The organism is Streptomyces sp. NPDC012508 (assembly GCF_042902595.1).
GTDB lineage: Bacteria > Actinomycetota > Actinomycetes > Streptomycetales > Streptomycetaceae > Streptomyces.
The window spans coordinates 214,984-234,166 of the sequence record NZ_JBIBEO010000007.1; the positions used below are offsets into that span (position 1 = coordinate 214,984).

The 19,183-nt window shown below is 72.6% G+C and carries 13 protein-coding genes; 8 read left to right on the forward strand and 5 right to left on the reverse strand.

What is annotated here, in order from left to right:
• Positions 1–9 precede the first annotated feature (9 nt).
• From ACFY8U_RS24575 to ACFY8U_RS24605, 7 genes are all read left to right on the forward strand, one after another.
• Positions 10–582: an SMI1/KNR4 family protein gene (locus ACFY8U_RS24575; protein ID WP_389574149.1), complete on the forward strand. Its 573-nt coding sequence runs from the start codon at positions 10–12 to the stop codon at positions 580–582.
• Positions 583–1,421: 839 nt separating this feature from the next.
• On the forward strand, positions 1,422–2,834 hold the full coding sequence (locus ACFY8U_RS24580) for a 4-hydroxyphenylacetate 3-hydroxylase family protein (RefSeq protein WP_389573619.1): 1,413 nt from the start codon (positions 1,422–1,424) through the stop codon (positions 2,832–2,834).
• 451 nt (positions 2,835–3,285) lie between these two features.
• Positions 3,286–4,707: an MFS transporter gene (locus ACFY8U_RS24585; RefSeq protein ID WP_389573621.1), complete on the forward strand. Its 1,422-nt coding sequence runs from the start codon at positions 3,286–3,288 to the stop codon at positions 4,705–4,707.
• A gap of 177 nt (positions 4,708–4,884) precedes the next feature.
• Entirely contained in the window at positions 4,885–6,222 is a 1,338-nt protein-coding gene (locus ACFY8U_RS24590; RefSeq protein WP_389573623.1) for a monodechloroaminopyrrolnitrin synthase PrnB family protein, read from the forward strand.
• The gene (locus tag ACFY8U_RS24595) at positions 6,219–7,565 is read left to right on the forward strand and encodes an FAD-dependent monooxygenase (protein ID WP_389573626.1); all 1,347 of its coding nucleotides are present in this window, start codon (positions 6,219–6,221) and stop codon (positions 7,563–7,565) included. The genes ACFY8U_RS24590 and ACFY8U_RS24595 overlap by 4 nt, the downstream gene beginning before the upstream one ends.
• 138 nt (positions 7,566–7,703) lie before the next feature.
• A complete protein-coding gene (gene glgP, locus ACFY8U_RS24600) occupies positions 7,704–10,289 on the forward strand; it encodes an alpha-glucan family phosphorylase (protein WP_389573628.1) in 2,586 nt (861 codons plus the stop codon).
• Between the two features lie 114 nt (positions 10,290–10,403).
• The gene (locus tag ACFY8U_RS24605; RefSeq protein ID WP_389573631.1) at positions 10,404–11,630 is read left to right on the forward strand and encodes an alginate lyase family protein; all 1,227 of its coding nucleotides are present in this window, start codon (positions 10,404–10,406) and stop codon (positions 11,628–11,630) included.
• Between the two features lie 13 nt (positions 11,631–11,643).
• Here the strand turns inward: ACFY8U_RS24605 and ACFY8U_RS24610 are convergent, their stop codons facing one another.
• From ACFY8U_RS24610 to ACFY8U_RS24630, 5 genes are all read right to left on the reverse strand, one after another.
• On the reverse strand, positions 11,644–13,200 hold the full coding sequence (locus tag ACFY8U_RS24610) for a sensor histidine kinase (protein WP_389573633.1): 1,557 nt from the start codon (positions 13,198–13,200) through the stop codon (positions 11,644–11,646).
• 80 nt (positions 13,201–13,280) lie between these two features.
• Positions 13,281–13,934: a response regulator transcription factor gene (locus tag ACFY8U_RS24615; RefSeq protein ID WP_361759710.1), complete on the reverse strand. Its 654-nt coding sequence runs from the start codon at positions 13,932–13,934 to the stop codon at positions 13,281–13,283.
• Positions 13,931–14,314: a nuclear transport factor 2 family protein gene (locus ACFY8U_RS24620; protein ID WP_389573637.1), complete on the reverse strand. Its 384-nt coding sequence runs from the start codon at positions 14,312–14,314 to the stop codon at positions 13,931–13,933. The genes ACFY8U_RS24615 and ACFY8U_RS24620 overlap by 4 nt, the downstream gene beginning before the upstream one ends.
• 107 nt (positions 14,315–14,421) lie before the next feature.
• Positions 14,422–16,452: a M4 family metallopeptidase gene (locus ACFY8U_RS24625; protein ID WP_389573640.1), complete on the reverse strand. Its 2,031-nt coding sequence runs from the start codon at positions 16,450–16,452 to the stop codon at positions 14,422–14,424.
• A 183-nt stretch (positions 16,453–16,635) separates the two neighbouring features.
• Positions 16,636–17,538: a TetR/AcrR family transcriptional regulator C-terminal domain-containing protein gene (locus tag ACFY8U_RS24630; protein WP_389573642.1), complete on the reverse strand. Its 903-nt coding sequence runs from the start codon at positions 17,536–17,538 to the stop codon at positions 16,636–16,638.
• A 123-nt stretch (positions 17,539–17,661) separates the two neighbouring features.
• Between ACFY8U_RS24630 and ACFY8U_RS24635 the strand changes: the two genes are divergently transcribed.
• Entirely contained in the window at positions 17,662–19,173 is a 1,512-nt protein-coding gene (locus tag ACFY8U_RS24635) for an MFS transporter (protein ID WP_389573644.1), read from the forward strand.
• The last annotated feature ends 10 nt before the right edge of the window (positions 19,174–19,183 follow it).

Here is a 19,183-nt window from a genome sequence, read left to right on the forward strand (position 1 = left end):
GTTACTGCGATGCTGGGTGCCCCGCAGGCTCGGCCTCGGGATCCTCGTGCGTGGGCAGCTCTTGAGGCGAGTATCTGCGGGAGCCTGCCGAGTGACTTTAAGGATCTTATCGACGCGTACGCGCCGATCCAGCTGAACGGCCACCTTTATCTGATGCACCCTGCCACGGAGCGCTGGAATCTCGGTGAGTATGTTCGGAGCACTGCAGACGCGTGGTCGGAGATTGAATGGGATGAAGCGGAATTGGAAGGCGATCCCCGTCTATCTCTGAAAACTCCCGAGCTAACTTTTGGGGCTGCGGATGGGCTGATTCCAATTGCTAGCACCGATCGTGGTGAAACCTTGTTCTATGCGCCTCGCGGAGGAGGTGGGAGGGGGACCTTCTTTGTCGAGGACGGCGAAGGTGAGTTCTTTGAGTACGCTTGCAGCTTCAGTGAGTGGCTCTATAGGTATTTGGTCGGCGAGGAAATGGCGGGCCCAGGGACGGGTGCCTTCTATCCCGGCCCTGTATCATTGCGAGATCTCCCCATGACTCCGGGCGAAGATCCACCGGCGCGCTTTGGCCCCCCGCGCGGCATGTAAGTCACCACCCCATGAGCGTCGTCGTCCCCAGGCACCCTCTGGGTGCCCCCTTCGTGACGGTCCGTCGTTTCTCTGGCGGCCCGCTTCGGTTGTTCGGCTGAGACCTAAGCCGGTCAACAGCGCTGGTCAGGTGTCGTCGTGTTGTCACCCACAGATTGGCCTGCCACGGGCGTCGCGGGCGCATGTGCCGGACGGCGGCCCCTCCTTGGGCCGCCAGCCGCGCCCCGTAACGGCTTCCCTCGATCGGCCGCTGACCTTTCGTCAGAAGGATCCCTTGCTTCCGCACCTAAGGGCTTCCCGTGAATGTTCTTCCGGCTGGTCGGGACGTGCCCGACCCTGGGGCGGGTGGGGTACCGGCCTAGCGAGGGCGAGGTTGTCCAGGTGGGCGATGCCGAGCTGGGCGTGGTGAACGCTGGCGCCGCGTTGGCGGTAGTCGGGCAGGTTCCTCGTTCTGCCCACCGCCAGCCCGGCTAGCGTCAGATCGGTGCCATGCGCCAGCGGCGGATTCCCGATGACTCCTACGTGCCAGGGGCGCACGTTTTTTCCGTGATCCAGCTTCAGGGGCAGCGCCGCATCGCCGGTGCCCGGCCGGGAACGTGCACTGCGCCCTGCATGAAGAGGGGGCATCCGTACGAAGCGCGGTCTGGGGTCGTTCGGCGTCAATTTAGAGCGGAAGTCGACCCCTCACCCTGCGTGATCCGTACAAATGCCGCGTCAGCGGCCACCGACTGGCCGGTTCTTAAGGACCGGTGGACGGTCGTTCATTGCCTCTTGTGTCCTGTGACGGGAAGGCTCGGGTCCGGTACAAGGCGTGACACACGAGGAGAGGCGATATCACCGTGACCAGGTCCGGGCAGGATTATCTGGAGGCGCTGCGCGACGGGCGCGAGGTCTGGCTCGACGGGGAGCGGGTCAAGGACGTCAGTGCGCATCCCGCCTTCCGGGCAACCGCCGCCTCCTTCGCCGGGCTCTTCGACCTCGCCAAGGACTCGCCGCACACCGAGACCCTGCTCTCCGGCGGCGTGCATCGTGCTTACGCCGTGCCCCGGTCCTACGAGGATCTCGTGGCGCGCCGGCGTGCGTACAAGGTGTGGGCCGAGGCCAGTTACGGCTTCCTCGGCCGTACCCCCGACTACATGGCCTCCGGCGCCGCCGGGTTCGCCGCCGCGCCCGAGGTCTTCACCACCGATCGGTTCGACGGCGCGGAGAACGCGCTCGCCTACCACCGCCGGCTCGCCGAGGGCGGGTTGTACAGCGCCTTCACCATCACCGATCCCGCCTGCGAGGGTGTGCGGGTCGTCGAGGAGCGTGACGGCGGGATCGTCGTGCGCGGCGCCAAGACCATCGGCACCGGGGCCGTCTTCGCCGACGAGATCCTCGTCGGGACCATCGAGCCCCTGCCGGACGGGGAGGTCGAGAGGGCCGTCTCCTTCTCCGTACGTGTCGACACCCCTGGGCTCAAGCTCGTCTCCCGGACCTCCTACGAGGCCCAGGCCCGGTCCGTCTTCGACCACCCGCTCTCCTCGCGGTACGACGAGAACGACGCGCTGCTCGTCTGCGACGACGTCTTCGTCCCCTGGGACCGCGTGCTGACCTACCGCGACGTCACCGCGACCGCCGCCATGTGGTGGGAGACGCCCGCCTATCTGAACTTCACCCACCAGTCGTCCACCCGCTTCTGGACCAAGCTGGAGTTCCTCACGGGGATCGCGATCCTCCTCGCGCGGTCGAACGGCACCGACGGCATCCCTCAGGTCACCCAGGCCATCGGGCGGCTCCTCGGGACGGTCGCCCAGGCCAAGGCGTTCGTCCTCGGGGCGGAGGCGTCCTGCGAACCGGTCGCCGGCGGTCGGGGCGGTGTACGGCCCGGGCAGGAGATCTCGTTCGCGCAGCGGATCATGGCCGGTGAGCTGTACCCGCGTGCCGTGGCGGACATCAAGCTGCTTGCCGGTGGGGCGATCATCCAGACCCCCGCCAGTGGGCGCGATCTGCTCCACCCCGAGCTCGGGCCGCTGATCCAGCGGTACGTCCGGACCCCCGGCGACCCCGCCGAGGACCGGCTCAAGCTCCTCAAGCTGGCCTGGGACGCCCTCGGTTCGGAGTTCGCCGGCCGCCACGAGCAGTACGAGCGCTTCTACCAGGGCGCCCCCCACGTCTACCTCACGATGCAGACCTGGGCCGGCGCCGCCGACGCCTGCGAAAGCCTCGCGCGGACCTGCCTGGACGGCTACGACCTGGGCACGACGAAGTGAGGCGGCCTGGGGTGGGTGCGATACGGCCCCGGGACGACGGAACGTCTCCCGCCGCCGGGCCGGGTGCGTACCGGAGCGCCGGGCCGGGTGCGTACCGACGGGGCGCGGCCCGTTGCCGCGACCTCGATCCCGGGTGGGGGCGGCGCGGCGTCCTGGCACCCGGCCGGGCCCGGCTCGGGGATCGCGATCCCGGGTGGGGGCGGTGCTCGGTCGCCGTCGAGCCGCCATCCGTCGCCCGGGCCGATGACGGGCCGCGCGCGCCGCGCGCCCCCCGCGCCGTGCGGTCGGCCGGGCTGCCGCGTCGTGGGCCGGGCGGCCGGGCCGTCGCGCTCCGCCCGCCGGGGGGCCGGCGGAGCGCGACCCGGCGTCCCGGCCGGCCCGAGGGGCCGGTCGGTGCCGTGCCGGCCGCAGCCCCGCGCGCGGCGCGCGGCGGAGACGCGGAGGCCGCGCCGTGAAGGACGCCCACGCCTTCCGCGGTGCTCTCTTCCTGCTCGCCACCACCCAGCTCCTCCTGATCCTCGACACCGCGATCGTCAACGTCGCGCTGCCCTCGATCGGGGCGGACCTCGGCGCGGGGTCCGCCGGCCTGTCGTGGGTGGCCAACGCCTATCTGATCGCCTTCGGCGGGCTGTTGCTGCTCGGCGGGCGCGCCGCCGACCTGCTCGGCCACCGGCGCGTGTTCCTCGCCGGACTCGCGCTCCTCGCCGCCGCCTCCGCGCTCGGCGGGCTCGCGCCGAGCGCGGGTGTCCTGGTCGCCGCCCGGGCCGCGCAGGGCATCGGCGCCGCGTTCGCCGCGGCCGCCGCGTTCGCCCTGCTGCTCGTCCTCTTCCCCGACGGGCCCGCCCGGCACAAGGCGCTCGGCGCGTTCGCCGCGATGGGCGGTCTGGGCGGCGTCCTCGGCACCGTACTCGGCGGGATCCTCACCGATCTCCTGAGCTGGCGTTCCACCTTCTGGCTCAACGTCCTCGCCGCGGCCCTGCTGATCCTGTGGGGATCGGCCGTCCTGCGAGGAGGCGGTACGGGCTCGCGCGCGTCCGGCCTCGACGTCGCCGGGGCCCTCACCGTCACCGCCGGGCTCGCCCTCGTCGCGTACGCGCTCGTCGGATCCGCCGCCCATGGATGGGTGTCCGTGCCGACCCTCGGCGCGGGCGGCGCCGGACTGGTCCTGCTCGCCGTGTTCGCCGTCGTCGAGACCCGTACCGCCCGGCCCCTCGTCCCGCCCGCCGTCCTCGCCCGTCCCGCGCTCCGGCTCGCCAACCTGCTCAGCGCCCTCGCCCAGATGACGCTGTTTCCGATGTTCTTCCTGGTCAGCCTCTATTTGCAGAGCGTTCTCTGGTACGACCCGCTCGGCGGCGGCCTCGGTCTCCTCCCGCTCTCCCTCGTCGTCGTCGCGGTCGCACCGCAGACCGGCCGGCTCATCTTCCGTCTCGGCCTGACCCGGACCATGACCCTCGGCTTCGTGCTGCTGTGCGCCGGGACCGTGTGGCTCGCGCTCACGCTCCGGCCCGACGGCACGTTCTTCACCACCGTCCTCGCGCCCAGCCTGCTCCTCGGGGCCGCCCTTCCGCTCGTCATGGTCGCCACCAACGTGGCCGCCACCGCCGACGCCGTCCCCGAGGAGACCGGCCTCGCCTCCGGACTCGTCAACACCGCCCAGCAGTTCGGCTCGGTGCTCGGCCTCGCCGTCCTCGTGGCCGTCGCCGCCACCCGTGACGAATCAGCCACCGCGGCCGCCCAGACCGGCGGATTCCGGGCCGCTCTGCTCATCGGCGGGGCCTTCGCCGCCGTTGCCGCGGTGATCTCCTTACGCTTGCGCCTGCCCACGCCCACCCCGGCGCCGCCACGCCAGGGGCGCGTGGCCGAACCGCGATGACCTCGGTGACCGCGGTGACCACGTAGACCCGGCGAGTGAACCGAAGGACGTCGCGGGTGTCGGAAGGGGAGATCGCGCGCAGGTCCCGAGGAACGCGGGACCGCAGCGGGATCGACCGGTCGACGCGCGCGCGAGGCGTCCGGAGGTGAACGCGCCCCAAATGGAGGGGGCATTCCGTTGGCCCTGTACGACCTTGTCGCACCCCGGCTCGAGGAACGCGGCGACCCGCGCTATCGCATAGCCGACATACGCGACGCCGACCCGCTCGGCGCCGATGCCCTGCTCGCCGCGGTGCCCGCCATGAACGCCCGCGCCGATGTGCCCGCGCTCACCGTCGCGCTGCGGGCGCTCCTCCCGGACCGTGAACTGGCCGCCGAGTGGAGCGTCGTCGACGCGCTCGCCGCGATGCGCGACCTCGGCATCCTGCTCGGCTCGCTGAAACGTCACGGCACGCAGCCCACGGCCGCCGTCCCCGAGGTCCTGCCGATCCTCGAACTCCTCGGCCGCCGCACGGACATGGTGCCCCGCGACACCGTCCACCACTACACGACCTGGAACCCGCCCGGCGCGCGTCAGCGCATGTACACCGGCGACCCCATGGAGAGCCGCCTCCAGGAGGCCGTCCGGATGTCGTTCCCGGGCCTGGTCGCCGCCCTGGACACCTGTGAGCGGCTCACCACGCTCGAACCGTACGACCCCGGCTTCGCCGTCGCGCTCGACCGCACCGCCCACCACGTCCAGTCCGTCGTCGACGCCATCGACTTCACCGTCGCCCATGTCAGCCCGGAGTACTTCGCGCTCACCCTGCGCCCGTACTTCGAGGAGATCGACGTCGACGGGCGCGACTACCTCGGTCCCGCCGCCGCGCAGGTCCCCCTCTGGCTGGTGGACCTGACGCTCTGGCAGTGCGACCGCTCCGACCCGGCCTACGACGCGTTCCTCGCCGAATCCATCCAGTACAGCCTGCCGTCCTGGCGGGACTTCCACGCCCGGTACGCCGGAAGGGTCTCCGCCGTCAGCAAGCTCTCGGCCGCCGTCAGCTGGGAGAGCGGCGACCGCCTGCCCCCGCAACTGGCCGCCTCCGCCCACGCGCTCGGCCGGGTCCTGAAGATCCTCAAGACCTTCCGCGCCCGGCACATCGGCATCGCCCGCAAGGCGTACGCGGACGATGTGCGGCTCTACGAGGAGGGCAGCGGCGGCGCACCCGTCGCCCTGCTGCGCTCGATACTCGACCTGACCAGGGACAACGAGACGCTCGTACGCCGTGCCTCCAAGGGCGTGCCGGGGGCGGCCCCTTCCACGGCGGCCCGGTCCCAGGCGGCCCCTTCCACGGCGGCCCGGCCCCAGGCGGCCCGGCCCCAGACGGTCCGGCCCCAGACGGCCCGGTCCCAGGCCGCCCGGTCCACGACAGCCCCCGCCGGCCCCCCGGCCCCTTCCCCCGTGGCCTCCTCCTCCGCCGGCCGCGCGCTCGCGCCCAGCGCGCATGCCGCCGGCCACCCAGGGGGACTCCGATGACGCGCCCCGGTCCGTTCGCCCCGCCCACACCGGACGGCGGACTGCTCCACATCGTCGTCGCGGGGGGTGGCATCGCGGGTCTCACCGCCGCACTCTCCCTCCACGCCGCCGGATTCGACCGTGTCACCGTCGTCGAGTCCGTCCGAGAGAGCCGCCCGGTCGGCGCCGGTCTCAACCTGATGCCCCACGCGGTCCGCGAACTGGACGCGCTCGGTCTCCTTCCCCGCCTCGAAGCCGGCGCCCTGCGCACCCGCGAGCTGCGCTACTACCACCGCTCCGGCGGCCTGATCGCCCGGGAACCCCGCGGCCTGGGCGCCGGGTACCGCTGGCCCCAGCTCTCCATCCACCGCGCCCACCTCCAGCAGGTCCTGGCGGAGGCGGTACGGGAACGGCTCGGCGCGGCAGCCCTGGTGACCGGCGTCCGGGTGACCGGCGTCGAGCCCCTGCCCGACGGCCGCCCCCGGATCCAGCTGGTCCACCGTGACGGCGCCGTCCGGGGCCGGGCCTCCCTCGAACCGGACGTCCTCGTCGGCGCGGACGGCATCCGCTCGGCCGTACGGGCGGCGCTCAACCCCGGCGAGGGCGCCCCGCCGTGGAACGGGACCCTGGTGTGGCGGGGTGTCTCCCGGATGCCGGCCCGGTCCGTCGGCACCTTCATGCTCATCGCGGGCGACGACCGGCAGAAGGCCGTGGTCTACCCGATGAGCGGGCCCTCGGGCCCCTCCCGTGAGGTCCTGGTGAACTGGGCCCTCGCCCGGCCGTCCGAGGCGGCGGACGAGCGCTACCTCGGCGACTGGAACCGCCCGGTCCCGGTGGAGTCGTTCCTGCACCACTACGAGGGCTGGGAGTTCGACGGCGTCCGCGTCACCGACGTCCTCCGGGCGGCCGACACCGCCCATGAGTACCCGATGGTCGACCGCGAGCCCCTGACGCGGTGGAGCCACGGCCGGACCACCCTCATCGGCGACGCGGCCCACGCCATGTACCCCGTCGGCTCCAACGGCGCCTCGCAGTCCGTCCTCGACGCGCGCGCCCTCGCCCACTCCCTCGCGCTCCACCACGACCCGGCCGAAGCGCTCGCCGCCTACGAAGCGGACCGCAGGCCCGTCACCACCGAACTGCAGCGCGCCAACCGCAGGCTCGGCCCCGAGGTCGTCATCAATCTGGCGCACGAGCGGGCCCCGCACGGCTTCACCGACATCCACCAGGTGATCCCCGCCGCCGAACTGGCCGCCGTCGCCGCACGCTACGCCGTCAGCGGCGCGGCCGACCCGGCCACCGTCAACGCAGGCTCGCCCTACGAGGTGCGACCCGGCGACCTGTCCGTCGGCGCGCCGCGCTGACGCCCTCCCGGGCCACGGCACCACCCCCGTGCGCCGTGGCCCGGGAGCGCGCGGTGGCCTACCTTCGGTGGATGCACAACCGGCTGCACAGCGTGGTGCGTCGGCTCCGCTCCGTCATCCCCTGCGAAGGTGGAACACGTGAAGGCAATCCGTCGATTCACCGTGCGTCCCGTCCTCCCCGACACCCTTCGACCCCTCACCGACCTCGCGCGCAACCTGCGCTGGTCCTGGCACGACCCGACCCGTGAGCTCTTCGGCTCCGTCGACCCCGACCACGCCGGCCGGGCGGGGGACCGTCGCGCCGACGACCTCGACCCGGTCCAGCTGCTCGGCTCCGTCTCCGCCGCCCGGCTCGCCGCCCTCGCCGGCGACGAGGACTTCCAGGCCCGGCTGCGCGCCGCGGCCGAGGACCTCGACCACTATCTGCACGCCCCCCGCTGGTATCAGGAGGAGCGGGAGCGGCGCGACGACCTGCCCGCCTGCATCGCCTACTTCTCACCCGAGTTCGGAGTCGCCGCGGCCCTGCCCCAGTACTCCGGCGGCCTCGGCATCCTGGCCGGCGACCATCTGAAGGCGGCCAGCGACCTCGGCGTCCCGCTCGTCGGCGTCGGCCTGCTCTACCGGCACGGCTACTTCCGCCAGTCGCTCTCCCGCGAAGGCTGGCAGCAGGAGCAGTACCCCGTCCTCGACCCCGGCGAGCTGCCCGTCACCCTCCTCCGCGAGAGCGACGGCAGCCCCGCCCGGGTCACCCTCGCGCTGCCCGGCGGCCGCTCCCTGCACGCCCACATCTGGACCGCGCAGGTCGGCCGCGTGCCGCTGCTGATGCTCGACTCCGACGTCGAGGGGAACGCGCCGGCCGAACGGGAGGTCACCGACCGGCTGTACGGCGGCGGCAGCGAGCACCGGCTGCTCCAGGAGATGCTGCTCGGCATCGGCGGCGTCCGCGCCGTCCGTACGTACTGCCGGCTCACCGGCACCCCCGCGCCCGAGGTCTTCCACAGCAACGAGGGTCACGCCGGGTTCCTCGGCCTCGAACGCATCCGGGAACTGGCCGAGCGGGGCCTCGACTTCGACGCGGCCCTGGAGACCGTCCGCGCCGGGACGGTCTTCACCACCCACACGCCCGTCCCCGCCGGTATCGACCGGTTCGAGCGGAGCCTCGTCGCCCGCCACCTCGGTGAGGACGGCGAGCTCTCCGGTGTCGACGTCGGCCGGATCCTCGCCCTCGGCGACGAGACCCCGCTCGGCGGCGAGCCCGGTCTCTTCAACATGGCCGCCATGGGCCTGCGGCTCGCCCAGCGCGCCAACGGCGTCTCCACCCTCCACGGGTCCGTCAGCCGTGAGATGTTCGCCGGACTGTGGCCGGGCTTCGACCCGGAGGAGGTGCCCATCGGCTCGATCACCAACGGCGTCCACGCGCCGACCTGGACCGCGCCGGAGGTCGGCCGCCGCGCGGAGGGGGCCGACGACCGGGAGCTGTGGGAGCTGCGCCGCACCCTGCGCGAGCAGCTCGTGACGGAGGTACGGGAGCGGGTGCGGCGCTCCTGGCGGCAGCGGGGTGCCGGGGCCGCCGAACTCGGCTGGACCGACACCGTCCTGGACCCGGACGTGCTCACCATCGGGTTCGCGCGCCGGGTCCCCTCGTACAAACGGCTCACGCTGATGCTGCGCGATCCCGACCGGCTGCGGGCGCTGCTGCTCCACCCCGAGCGGCCCGTGCAGCTCGTCGTGGCGGGCAAGGCGCACCCGGCCGACCACGGCGGGAAGCGGCTGGTGCAGGAGCTGGTGCGGTTCGCCGACGACCCGCGGGTGCGGCACCGGATCGTCTTCCTGCCCGACTACGGCATGGCCATGGCGCGCCGGTTGTACCCGGGCTGCGACGTCTGGCTGAACAATCCGCTGCGCCCGCTGGAGGCCTGTGGGACGAGCGGGATGAAGGCGGCCCTGAACGGCTGTCTCAACCTCTCCGTCCTGGACGGCTGGTGGGACGAGTGGTACGAGTCCGACTTCGGCTGGGCGATCCCCACGGCCGACGGGGCCTCGGCCACGGACGAGGAGCGCCGCGACGACCTGGAGGCGGCCGCGCTCTACGAGCTGATCGAGCGCCGGGTCGCGCCCCGCTTCTACGACCGGGGCGCGGACGGGGTGCCGGTCCGCTGGACGGAGATGGTCCGCAGGACGCTCCGTGACCTCGGTCCGAAGGTGCTCGCCGACCGCATGGTGCGCGAGTACGTCGAGCGGCTGTACGCGCCGGCGGCGCGGGCGCACCGGGCGCTCGCGCCGCCGGCCGCGCGGGAGCTCGCGGAGTGGAAGTCCCGGGTGCGGGGCGCCTGGCCGAAGATCGCCGTCGACCATATCGAGGTGGGCGAGATCGGCGAGGACCTGGCCGACGCGGAGCTCGGCGCGACGACGGCGGTACGGGTGAGGGTGGCGCTCGGCGAGCTGCTGCCGGACGACGTGGAGGTGCAGGCGCTGGCCGGCCGGGTCACCCCGGACGACGCGCTCGTGGACGCCCGGGTGTGCGTGCTGAAGCCCGCGGGCGGCCCCGACCTGGAGGGGAGGCTGCCCTACGAGGGCTCCCTCGTCCTGGACCGTACGGGTTCCTTCGGCTGCACGGTCCGGGTGCTGCCCGCCCACCGGCTGCTGGCCTCCACGGCGGAGCTGGGTCTGGTGACCCTGCCGACGGAGACGACGCGCGAGGGGGCGGGGGTTCTGATGCGCTGACAGGTATGGACCAGGGTCTTGACGTGTTCATGAGCCGCCTTTAAGTTCCACGCTCGACGCGGAGTTCATTCACCCGCGCATCGTTCACATACAGGAACGAAAGGCACCCCCCACATGCGCCTCAAAGCCCTGGTCCCCACCCTCGCGGCCACGCTCGCGACGGCCCTCGCCGTCACGCTCGCCCCGACGGCCGCCGCCGGACCCGAACAGGCCGCGGCGGCCCCGGCCGCCCCGGCCCAGGTCGCCGCCCCCGCGACCTTCACCCACCCGGGCGTGGTCGTGTCGCGCCCGCAACTCGACTTCGTACGCTCGAAGGTGCAGGCCGGGGCGCAGCCCTGGAAGGCCGCCCACGACCAGATGATGGCGAGCTCCTACGCCTCCCTCACCCGCGCCCCCAAGCCGCGCGCGATCGTCGAGTGCGGCTCCTCCTCCAACCCCAACAACGGCTGCACGGACGAGCGGCAGGACGCCGTCGCCGCGTACACCCAGGCGCTGGCCTGGTACATCACCCGGGACGACCGCCACGCCCGCAAGGCGATCGAGATCATGGACGCCTGGTCGGCCGTGATCAAGGACCACACCAACTCCAACGCGCCGCTCCAGACCGGCTGGGCCGGCTCCTCCTGGCCCCGGGCCGCCGAGATCATCAAGCACACCTACACCGGCGGATGGGCCGGCTCCGGCCGCTTCGCGACCATGCTGCGCACCGTCTACCTGCCCGAGATCATCAACGGGGCCGCGACGAAGAACGGCAACTGGGAACTCATCATGACCGAGGCCGCGCTGGGCATCGCCGTCCACCTGGAGGACCGCGCGGCCTACGACAAGGCCGTGAAGACCTATCTCGGCCGGGTCCCCGCGTACATCTATCTGACCGGCGACGGCTCCACGCCCAAGCCGCCGCCGAACAGCGGCATCGACACCCGCGACGAGATCGTGAAGTACTGGCAGGGCCAGTCCACCTTCGCCGACGGCCTCTCCCAGGAGACCTGCCGGGACTTCGGCCACACCGGCTGGGGCCTCGCCGCGGCCGTCCACACCGCCGAGACCAGCCGTATCCAGGGTGCGGACCTCTACCCCCAGGTCTCCGAGCGGCTGCGGCACGCGCTCGGCTTCCACACCAAGTACGAGAACGGCGCGGCGATTCCGTCCTGGCTGTGCGGCGGCACGGTGAAGCCGGGCCTGGGACGGGTGACGGAGGTCGGCTACAACGCGCTCCACGGCCGGATGGGGATCTCCATGACGAACACGGCGCAGTACACGGAGTCGCGCCGGCCCTCCGGTACGGACAACTACTTCGTGTCCTGGGAGACCCTGACGCACGCGGGGAACCCGAACTGACGCCGCCGCCCCCTCACTCCACGACCGCCTTGTCGGCGAGCCGCCCGTCGACGAGGCAGAGGCGGTAGACGGGCACCGTCGCCGTCAGCGTCGCCCGGTAGTACAGACACCGGTCCATGCCGGACGGCTCCGGCGGGGCGTCGGCGGGCGGGCCGTCCAGCGGGTGCGGCGGAAGGCGTTCGGCGTCGGCGGAGAGGGGGTCGCCGACGTGCAGGGAGACGTAGTCGTCCCGGTCCAGGAAGGACCGGGACTGCGTCCAGAGGCCGAAGACCAGCATCACCACACCGAGCGCGGCGACCAGCGCGAGCGGGATCCAGATCGCCTGGGCGAGCCCGCGCCGCACCTCCTGCCGCGCGCGGTCCCTTTCCCGTACGGAGGTGGGCGCGGCGGGCCGGGCGGCGGCTGCCGCTGCCGGCGCACCGGGCGCCAGAGGCAGTACCGCCCGGACGGCGAACCCCCCGTCCGTACGGGCGCGATGGGTCAGCCGCCCCCCGGCCAGCCGGACGCGCTCGTCGAGCCCGACGAGGCCGGTGCCGCCGGAGGGGGACCGCTCCCCGCGCACCCCCGTCCCGGGGCCGTTGGACACCGAGACCGTCAGCGTGTCGGCCGCGCGCTCCAGTGCGACCCGGACCGGGGCGCCCGGGGCGTGCCTGGCCGCGTTCGTGAGGGACTCCACCACCAGCCGGTGGACCGCCCGGTCGACCATCGGCGGTGTCTCACCGCACGGGCCCGTCACCGTCAGCTCCACCCGCAGCCCGGAGGCCCGCGCCCGCTCGACGACTGCCTCGACGGTCTCCCCGACGGGCGTCGTCGGGACGCTCGTCCCCTTCCCCTCCCCGTCCTCGTCGGTCCTCAGGACACCGATGATGTCGCGCAGCCGGGCGGTCGCGTCGGCGGCCGCCACGCGCAGCTCCCCTGCCGCGGCCTGCTGCCGGGCGCCCAGTCCCGGATCGACCTCGAGGGCGGCGGCCCGCAGCGCGATCAGGGCGAGGTCGTGGCCGAGGGAGTCGTGCATGTCGCCCGCGATCCGGGAGCGTTCGCGCAGCCGCTCCCGGTCGGCGACGGCGGCCTGCTCGCGCTCCATGCGCGCGGCCAGCTCCCAGCCCGCCCGCACGAGCCGGGCGTACTGGCGCACGTACCGGCCCGTCAGCCAGGGCGCGACGATCGCCAGGGCGAGGACCAGGACGACGGTGAAGCCCTGGGAGACGTTCCCGTCCGAGAGCGGGACGAGGGCGAAGCCGAGGGCCGCGATCGCGGCGAAGAGGGCGAGCGCGGCCCGGGTGTGCCGCCGGCGCCGCCCGGCGAGATACCCGAAGACGACGAGCGCGAGCGCGTACGGAGGGGTGAACAGCTCCGGCGAGGTGGCGAGGCTCAGCCCGACGGCGAGGGCGAGCGCGAGCAGCGGCAGGACCCGGCAGACGGCCACCGCGACCCCGAGCCCGACGACCCCCAGGGCGACCTGCCCCCACGATCCGCCGTCGTGGGGATCGAGCCGCAGCAGGACGGGACAGACGAGGACCCCCCACAGCCCCAGGTCGAGCACCAGCTCCCGAAGTCGTTCACGCCGCATCCCCCCAGCTTCTCGCACGCAGAGGGCGCGGACCCCTGACGAAAGTGATGCCCGGGGCCGGGCGACGCGGGCCGCGACCGTCAGTCGTCGACCAGCCCCGCCTCGTACGCCAGGATCGCCAGCTGCACCCGGTTCTTCAGGCCGAGGCGGGCGAGGACCGCGCTCACATGGGCCTTGACCGTGCCCTCCACGACGTACAGGCGGCCCGCGATCTCGCCGTTCGAGAGGCCCGCGCCGACCAGGGCCACCACCTCGCGCTCCCGGGCCGTCAGGGGCTCCAGCCGTTCCCGGGCCTCCGCCGCGCGGGAGAGGCGGCCCGTCGGCAGGTGGGCGATCACGCGACGGGTCACCTCGGGGGAGAGGAACGCGGCCCCGCCGGCCACCGCCCGTACCCCGGCGAGCAGTTCCCTCGGGTCGCCCGACTTCAGCAGGAATCCGGCAGCGCCCGAACCGAGGGCCCGGGCGATGTACTCGTCCTCGGAGAACGTGGTCAGCATCAGGACCGCCGCGTCCGGCACCGCCCGGCGCAGCTCCTCCGCCGCCCCCAGCCCGTCCAGCCTCGGCATCCGGATGTCGAGCAGGACCACGTCGGGAAGGTGGCGGCGCGCGAGCTCGACGGCCTCCCTGCCGTCGCCCGCCTCCGCGACCACCTCGACCCCCGGGTCGGCGGCGAGGATCGCCTTCACCCCGGCCCGGATCATCGTCTCGTCGTCCGCGAGGAGCACCCTGATCACGTCGTCAGCCTCTGTACGTACGCCGCGCGCCACTCCGGCGAAGGGTCCGCGCCCACCTCGGTCCAGTACTCCCGTCCGCCGGTGATCGTCCCGTTCCCGACCGTCCAGAACGACGCCACCCGGTGCACCCCCATCGTCTCGTGGGGGACCTCGACCTCGGAGACCACGTCCTCGCCCTGCGCCACGACCCGCAGGACCCGGATCGACCACCCCTCCGGGTACTCCGCGTTGACCCGTACGAAGTTCTCGCGGCCCACGATCCGCTCGCCGCTGACCGGCCACTCCACCACAAGGTCGTCGGCGAGCAACGCGGCAAGGCCGGCCCAGTCCCTCGCCTGCATACGGTCCCAGAAACCCCGGACGATCTCAGTCGGCTCCATGGGCCCATCCTGGCAGGGACCCTCGCGCCCCCGCACACACGCACGGACGCCCGGAGGGCACGAGCCCCCCGGGCGTCCGTCACTCACCCGTCGTCACAGCCTCGCTGTTACGGGAAGGTGAGCTTGAAGCTGTTGATGTAGCCGGTGTCGACCGAGGCCCGGTCCTGGACACGGAGCTTCCAGGCGCCGTTGGCGACCTCCGAGGAGGCGTTCACGGTGTAGGTCTGGACGATGTTGTCGGCGCTGCCGCCGGAGCGGTTGTGCAGGTTGTAGACCGAGCCGTCGGGGGCGACGAGGTCGACGACGAGGTCACCGCGGTAGGTGTGGACGATGTTCACGTCCACCTTGAGGGTGGAGGGGGCGTTGCCGGTGATACCGGTGACGTTGACCGTGGAGGTCACCGCGGCGCCGTTGTCCGGGATGGACACGTCGGCCGCGTTCTCGAAGACCTTGCCGGGGTTGGGGTTGCCACCACCGGGGCGCGAGCCCACGTTGATGCCGGCCCAGGCGTGCTCGACGGCCAGGACCTCGGGGCTGCCGGCGCCGTACAGCTCGGTGGCCACCGCGACCGTACCGGTGCGCGCACCGGCGTAGTTGGTGTTCGAGCTGAACTTGGTGGTGAGCGCCTTGAACCAGATCAGCGCGGCCTTGTCCCGGCCGATGCCGGTGACGGGCAGGCCGTCGGAGGTCGGCGAGTCGTAGTTGACGCCGTTGACGGTCTTGGCGCCGCTGCCCTCGGAGAGCAGGTAGAACCAGTGGTTCGCCGGGCCCGAGGAGTAGTGGACGTCGATGCCGCCGATGCCCGAGTACCAGGAGTCCTTGGAGGAGCCGTCCTTGCTCGGCTTGTCCATGTAGCGCAGCGGCGTGCCGTTGCCGCGGATGTCGATCTTCTCGCCGACGAGGTAGTCGCCCTTGTCCTGGGCGTTGTTGGCGTAGAACTCGACGGCCGCCGCGAAGATGTCGGAGGTGGCCTCGTTCAGACCGCCGGACTCCCCGCTGTAGACCAGACCGGCCGTGTTCGAGGTGACGCCGTGCGACATCTCGTGCGCGGCCACGTCGATCGAGGTGAGCGGCTTGGCGTTGCCCGCGCCGTCGCCGTACGTCATGCAGAAGCAGGAGTCCTGCCAGAAGGCGTTGACGTACGCGTTGCCGTAGTGGACCCGGGAGTACGCGCCGACGCCGTCACCGCGGATGCCGGAGCGGCCGTGCACGTTCTTGAAGTAGTCCCAGGTGACCCCGGCGCCGAAGTGCGCGTCCGCGCCCGCGGTCTCCGCGTTCTGCGGGGTGCCGTCGCCCCAGATGTCGTCGGAGCCGGAGAAGAGCGTCCCGGTGCCGGACGTACCGCGGTTGAGGTTGTACGTCTTGTGGTTGCCGCGGCCGGTGTCGGTCAGCGTGTACGACGGCGCGGTGCCCAGCGTCACCTGGCCGCTGTACTGCGTGTTGCCGGTACCGGTGTGGACGGCCTGCCACTCGTACAGCTTCGCGCCCGTGCTCGCGTCGGTGACGACGTGCAGCTCGTTCGGGGTGCCGTCGTGCTGGAGGCCGCCGACGACGGTCTCGTACGCGAGGACGGGCGAACCCTGCGCCATCCAGACCACCTTGCGCGGGGCGCGCTCGGCGGAGGTCTTCTTCGAGCCCTCCGCGGCGGCTGCGCCGAGCGCCTGCTTCTCGGCGGCGGCCGGGGCGACGTCGGCAGTCATGTCGACGTTCTTCAGCTCCGCGCGGGAGGCCTTGGTGACGCCCTGGGTCACTCCGGCCTTGGTCTCCTGGACGACCAGGTCGCCGCCGAGCACGGGGAGTCCGGCGTAGGTGCGCTCGTAGCGGGTGTGCGTCGTGCCGTCGCGGTCCTGGACGACGTCCCGGACGACGAGCTTCTCCTGGGCGCCGAGGCCGAGGGACTTGGCGGTCGCCGCCTTGTCGGCGTCGGCCGCGCGTATCAGCGCGGTGCGCTGGGCCGGGGACAGGTCGGCCGGCAGCTTGCCGGGGTTGGCCTGGCCCGCGGCCTGGGCCTTCGGCGCGGCCGTCCACGGATCGTCCGCCGCGGTGGCGGAACCCGACTGGACGGTGACGGCGATCATGGCGGCGGCAGCGATCAGAGCGCCGGTCGCGGTGGCGCGACGGCTGGGCGTGGATCTCACGCAGACTCCTTTTGCGAGGGGGGTACCGGACGGCTGGGTCGGTCGCCCGGGCAGAGCAAACAGAGCTGTGGAGCACGAACTCACTGACGAGTCGGGGAGAGAGTGGCAGTGATGACACGTATCTGTCAGGAGCGCGTCAATAAGTTGGCCGGAAATCGTCCGGTGCCCGAATGGTCGTGTTCGTTAACCGGACGTTTCGTCGATCATGGCCGCCACGCCGTCCAGCGTTCTCCTCAGCCCGAATTCGAAGAGCGTCTCCAGGTCGAGCTCGAAATCCTCGCCCTCGCTCAGACTGCTGAGCAGCGGATACGCGCCACCGCCCGAGATGGCGTCGTAACGTGGCTCGTTCCGCTCCATCCACTCGCCGTCCGAGATCCCCGAGTCCTGCCGCGCCTGCTCCTCCAAGTCGTCGGCCATGGCCACTCCTTGGACATACGCGAAGATCACCAGATGTGTGTGGATCTTCTCGAAGGGCGTCAGGGGTGTGCCGCGCAGCGCCCCCAGCACCCACTCCGTGTACGCCATCGCGTTCGGTGACGCGACCGGCCTGGTGAACGAGGCCATCGCGTGCGCCAGCCAGCGATGCCGCGCGTGGACCGCGCGCAGCCAGCGGGCCGCCTGCTCCAGCCCTGTACGCCAGTCCGCCGGCACCGGCCCCAACGGCACCTCTCCGCAGACCGCGTCCGTCATCAGCCGCACCAACTCGCCCTTGCCCGGCACATGCCGGTACAGCGCCATGGTCGACGTGCCGAGCCGCGTGGCGATCCGGCGCATGGAGAGCGTCGACAGCCCCTCGCTGTCGGCGAGTTCCAGGGCGACCCGGACGATCCGCTCACGGCTCAGCGCCTCCGCGGCCGGGCCGCCGGCCGAACCGGCCGTCACCACCGTCCCGACACCCGGCTCGACCCGGACGAGGCCTTCCTGGCGCAGCGCCGCGAGCGCCTTCGTGGCCGTCGCCATCGCCACACCCCACTCACGCGTGATGGCCCGGGTGGAGGGGACGCGGTCGCCGGGGGAGAGCTCCCCCGCGCGGATCCTCCGACGGATCTCGGCGGCGATGGCGAGGTAGGGCGGCGGAGTCGTCACGGCGGGCAGTGTACTAGTGCACCGCGCTGCCGTACGCACGGTTGAACTGGTCGTTCGTCGCCCCTGCGGGGGTGCACTAGGGCGAGGGTGGCACCGTACGCGCAGGGCTGCTTCGCTCCCCGCATGACGCTCACGACACCACCGGAAACGGCCCTCGCCGGCCGCCGCGAATGGACCGCGCTCGGCGTGCTGATGCTGCCGCTGCTCCTCGTCTCCATGGACGTCTCCGTCCTGTACTTCGCCATCCCCTCCATCAGCGCCGACCTGCGCCCCGGAGCCACCGAACAGCTGTGGATCCTCGACATGTACGGCTTCGTCCTCGCCGGACTCCTCATCACCATGGGGGCGTTGGGGGACAGGATCGGCCGCCGCCGACTGCTCCTCGCCGGCGCCGGCCTCTTCGGCGCCGCGTCCCTCGCCGCCGCATACGCCCACAGCCCCGGCACGCTGATCGCCGCCCGCGCGCTGCTCGGCGTCGCGGGCGCCTGCCTGATGCCGTCCACGCTGGCCCTGATCCGCACGCTCTTCCGCGACGACGCCCAGCGCGCCAAGGCCGTCACCGCCTGGACGGCCGTCATGGCCGGCGGGATCTCGCTCGGCCCGGTCGTCAGCGGCGCACTCGTCGAACACTTCTGGTGGGGCTCGGTGTTCCTCATCAACCTGCCCGCGATGCTCCTGCTCCTGCTCCTCGGCCCGCTCCTCCTGCCGGAGTCCAAAGGCCCGGTAGCCCGCGGCCCCTTCGACTGGCGGAGTGCGCTCCTCTCCCTCGCCGCGCTGCTGCCCCTGATCCATGGCATCAAGGAACTCGCCGAGGACGGCGCACGGCCGCTGCCACTCCTCACGATCACGGCGGGCCTGCTCCTCACTCTGGTCTTCCTGCGCCGTCAGACCCGGCTCGCGGAACCGATGGTGGACCTCGGACTGCTGCGCACACGGGCCTACGGGGGCTCGGTCCTCACCAACCTGCTGGCGATGCTCGCCACCGTCGGGTTCGCCGTCTTCCTCACCCAGTACCTCCAGTCCGTCCTCGGCCGGAGCCCGTTCGAGGCGGCGCTGTGGAGCCTCGTACCGTCGGCGGGCGTCATGGTCGCCGCCCCCGCGGGCGCGGCGCTCGCCCAGCGGATCGACCGGGCGTACGTGATGGCGGGCGGCTTCCTGCTCTCCGCGGGCGGCTTCGCCTCGCTGACGCTCATCGGCACAGACACCCCGCTCTGGGCGGTCCTGACCGGCTCCACCGTCTACGCCTCCGGTCTCGTCTCCGCCATGACCCTGGCCAACGAGAGCGCTCTGGGCGCCGCCCCGCCCGAGCGGGCGGGCGCAGCGGCCGCCGTCCTCGAATCGGGCTCGGAGCTCGGCGGCGCGCTCGGCATGGCGGTCCTCGGCTCGATCGGAGCCGCCGTCTACACCGCCGCCATGCCCGCCTCGGCCCCGGCGGCGGCCCGCGAGACCCTGGGCGGCGCGCTCACGACCCCCGGCCCGGTCCTGGACGCGGCCCGCACCGCCTTCACCGACGCCCTGAACCGGGCCGCGGGCGGTGCGGCCGTGGTGATGCTCTGCGCCGCGGCGCTCTGCGTGGGCCTGCTCAGGGGACGGCGTCCGGCGGAGGGGACGGCGCCGTACGTGGCGTCCACCTGAGGCCCACCCG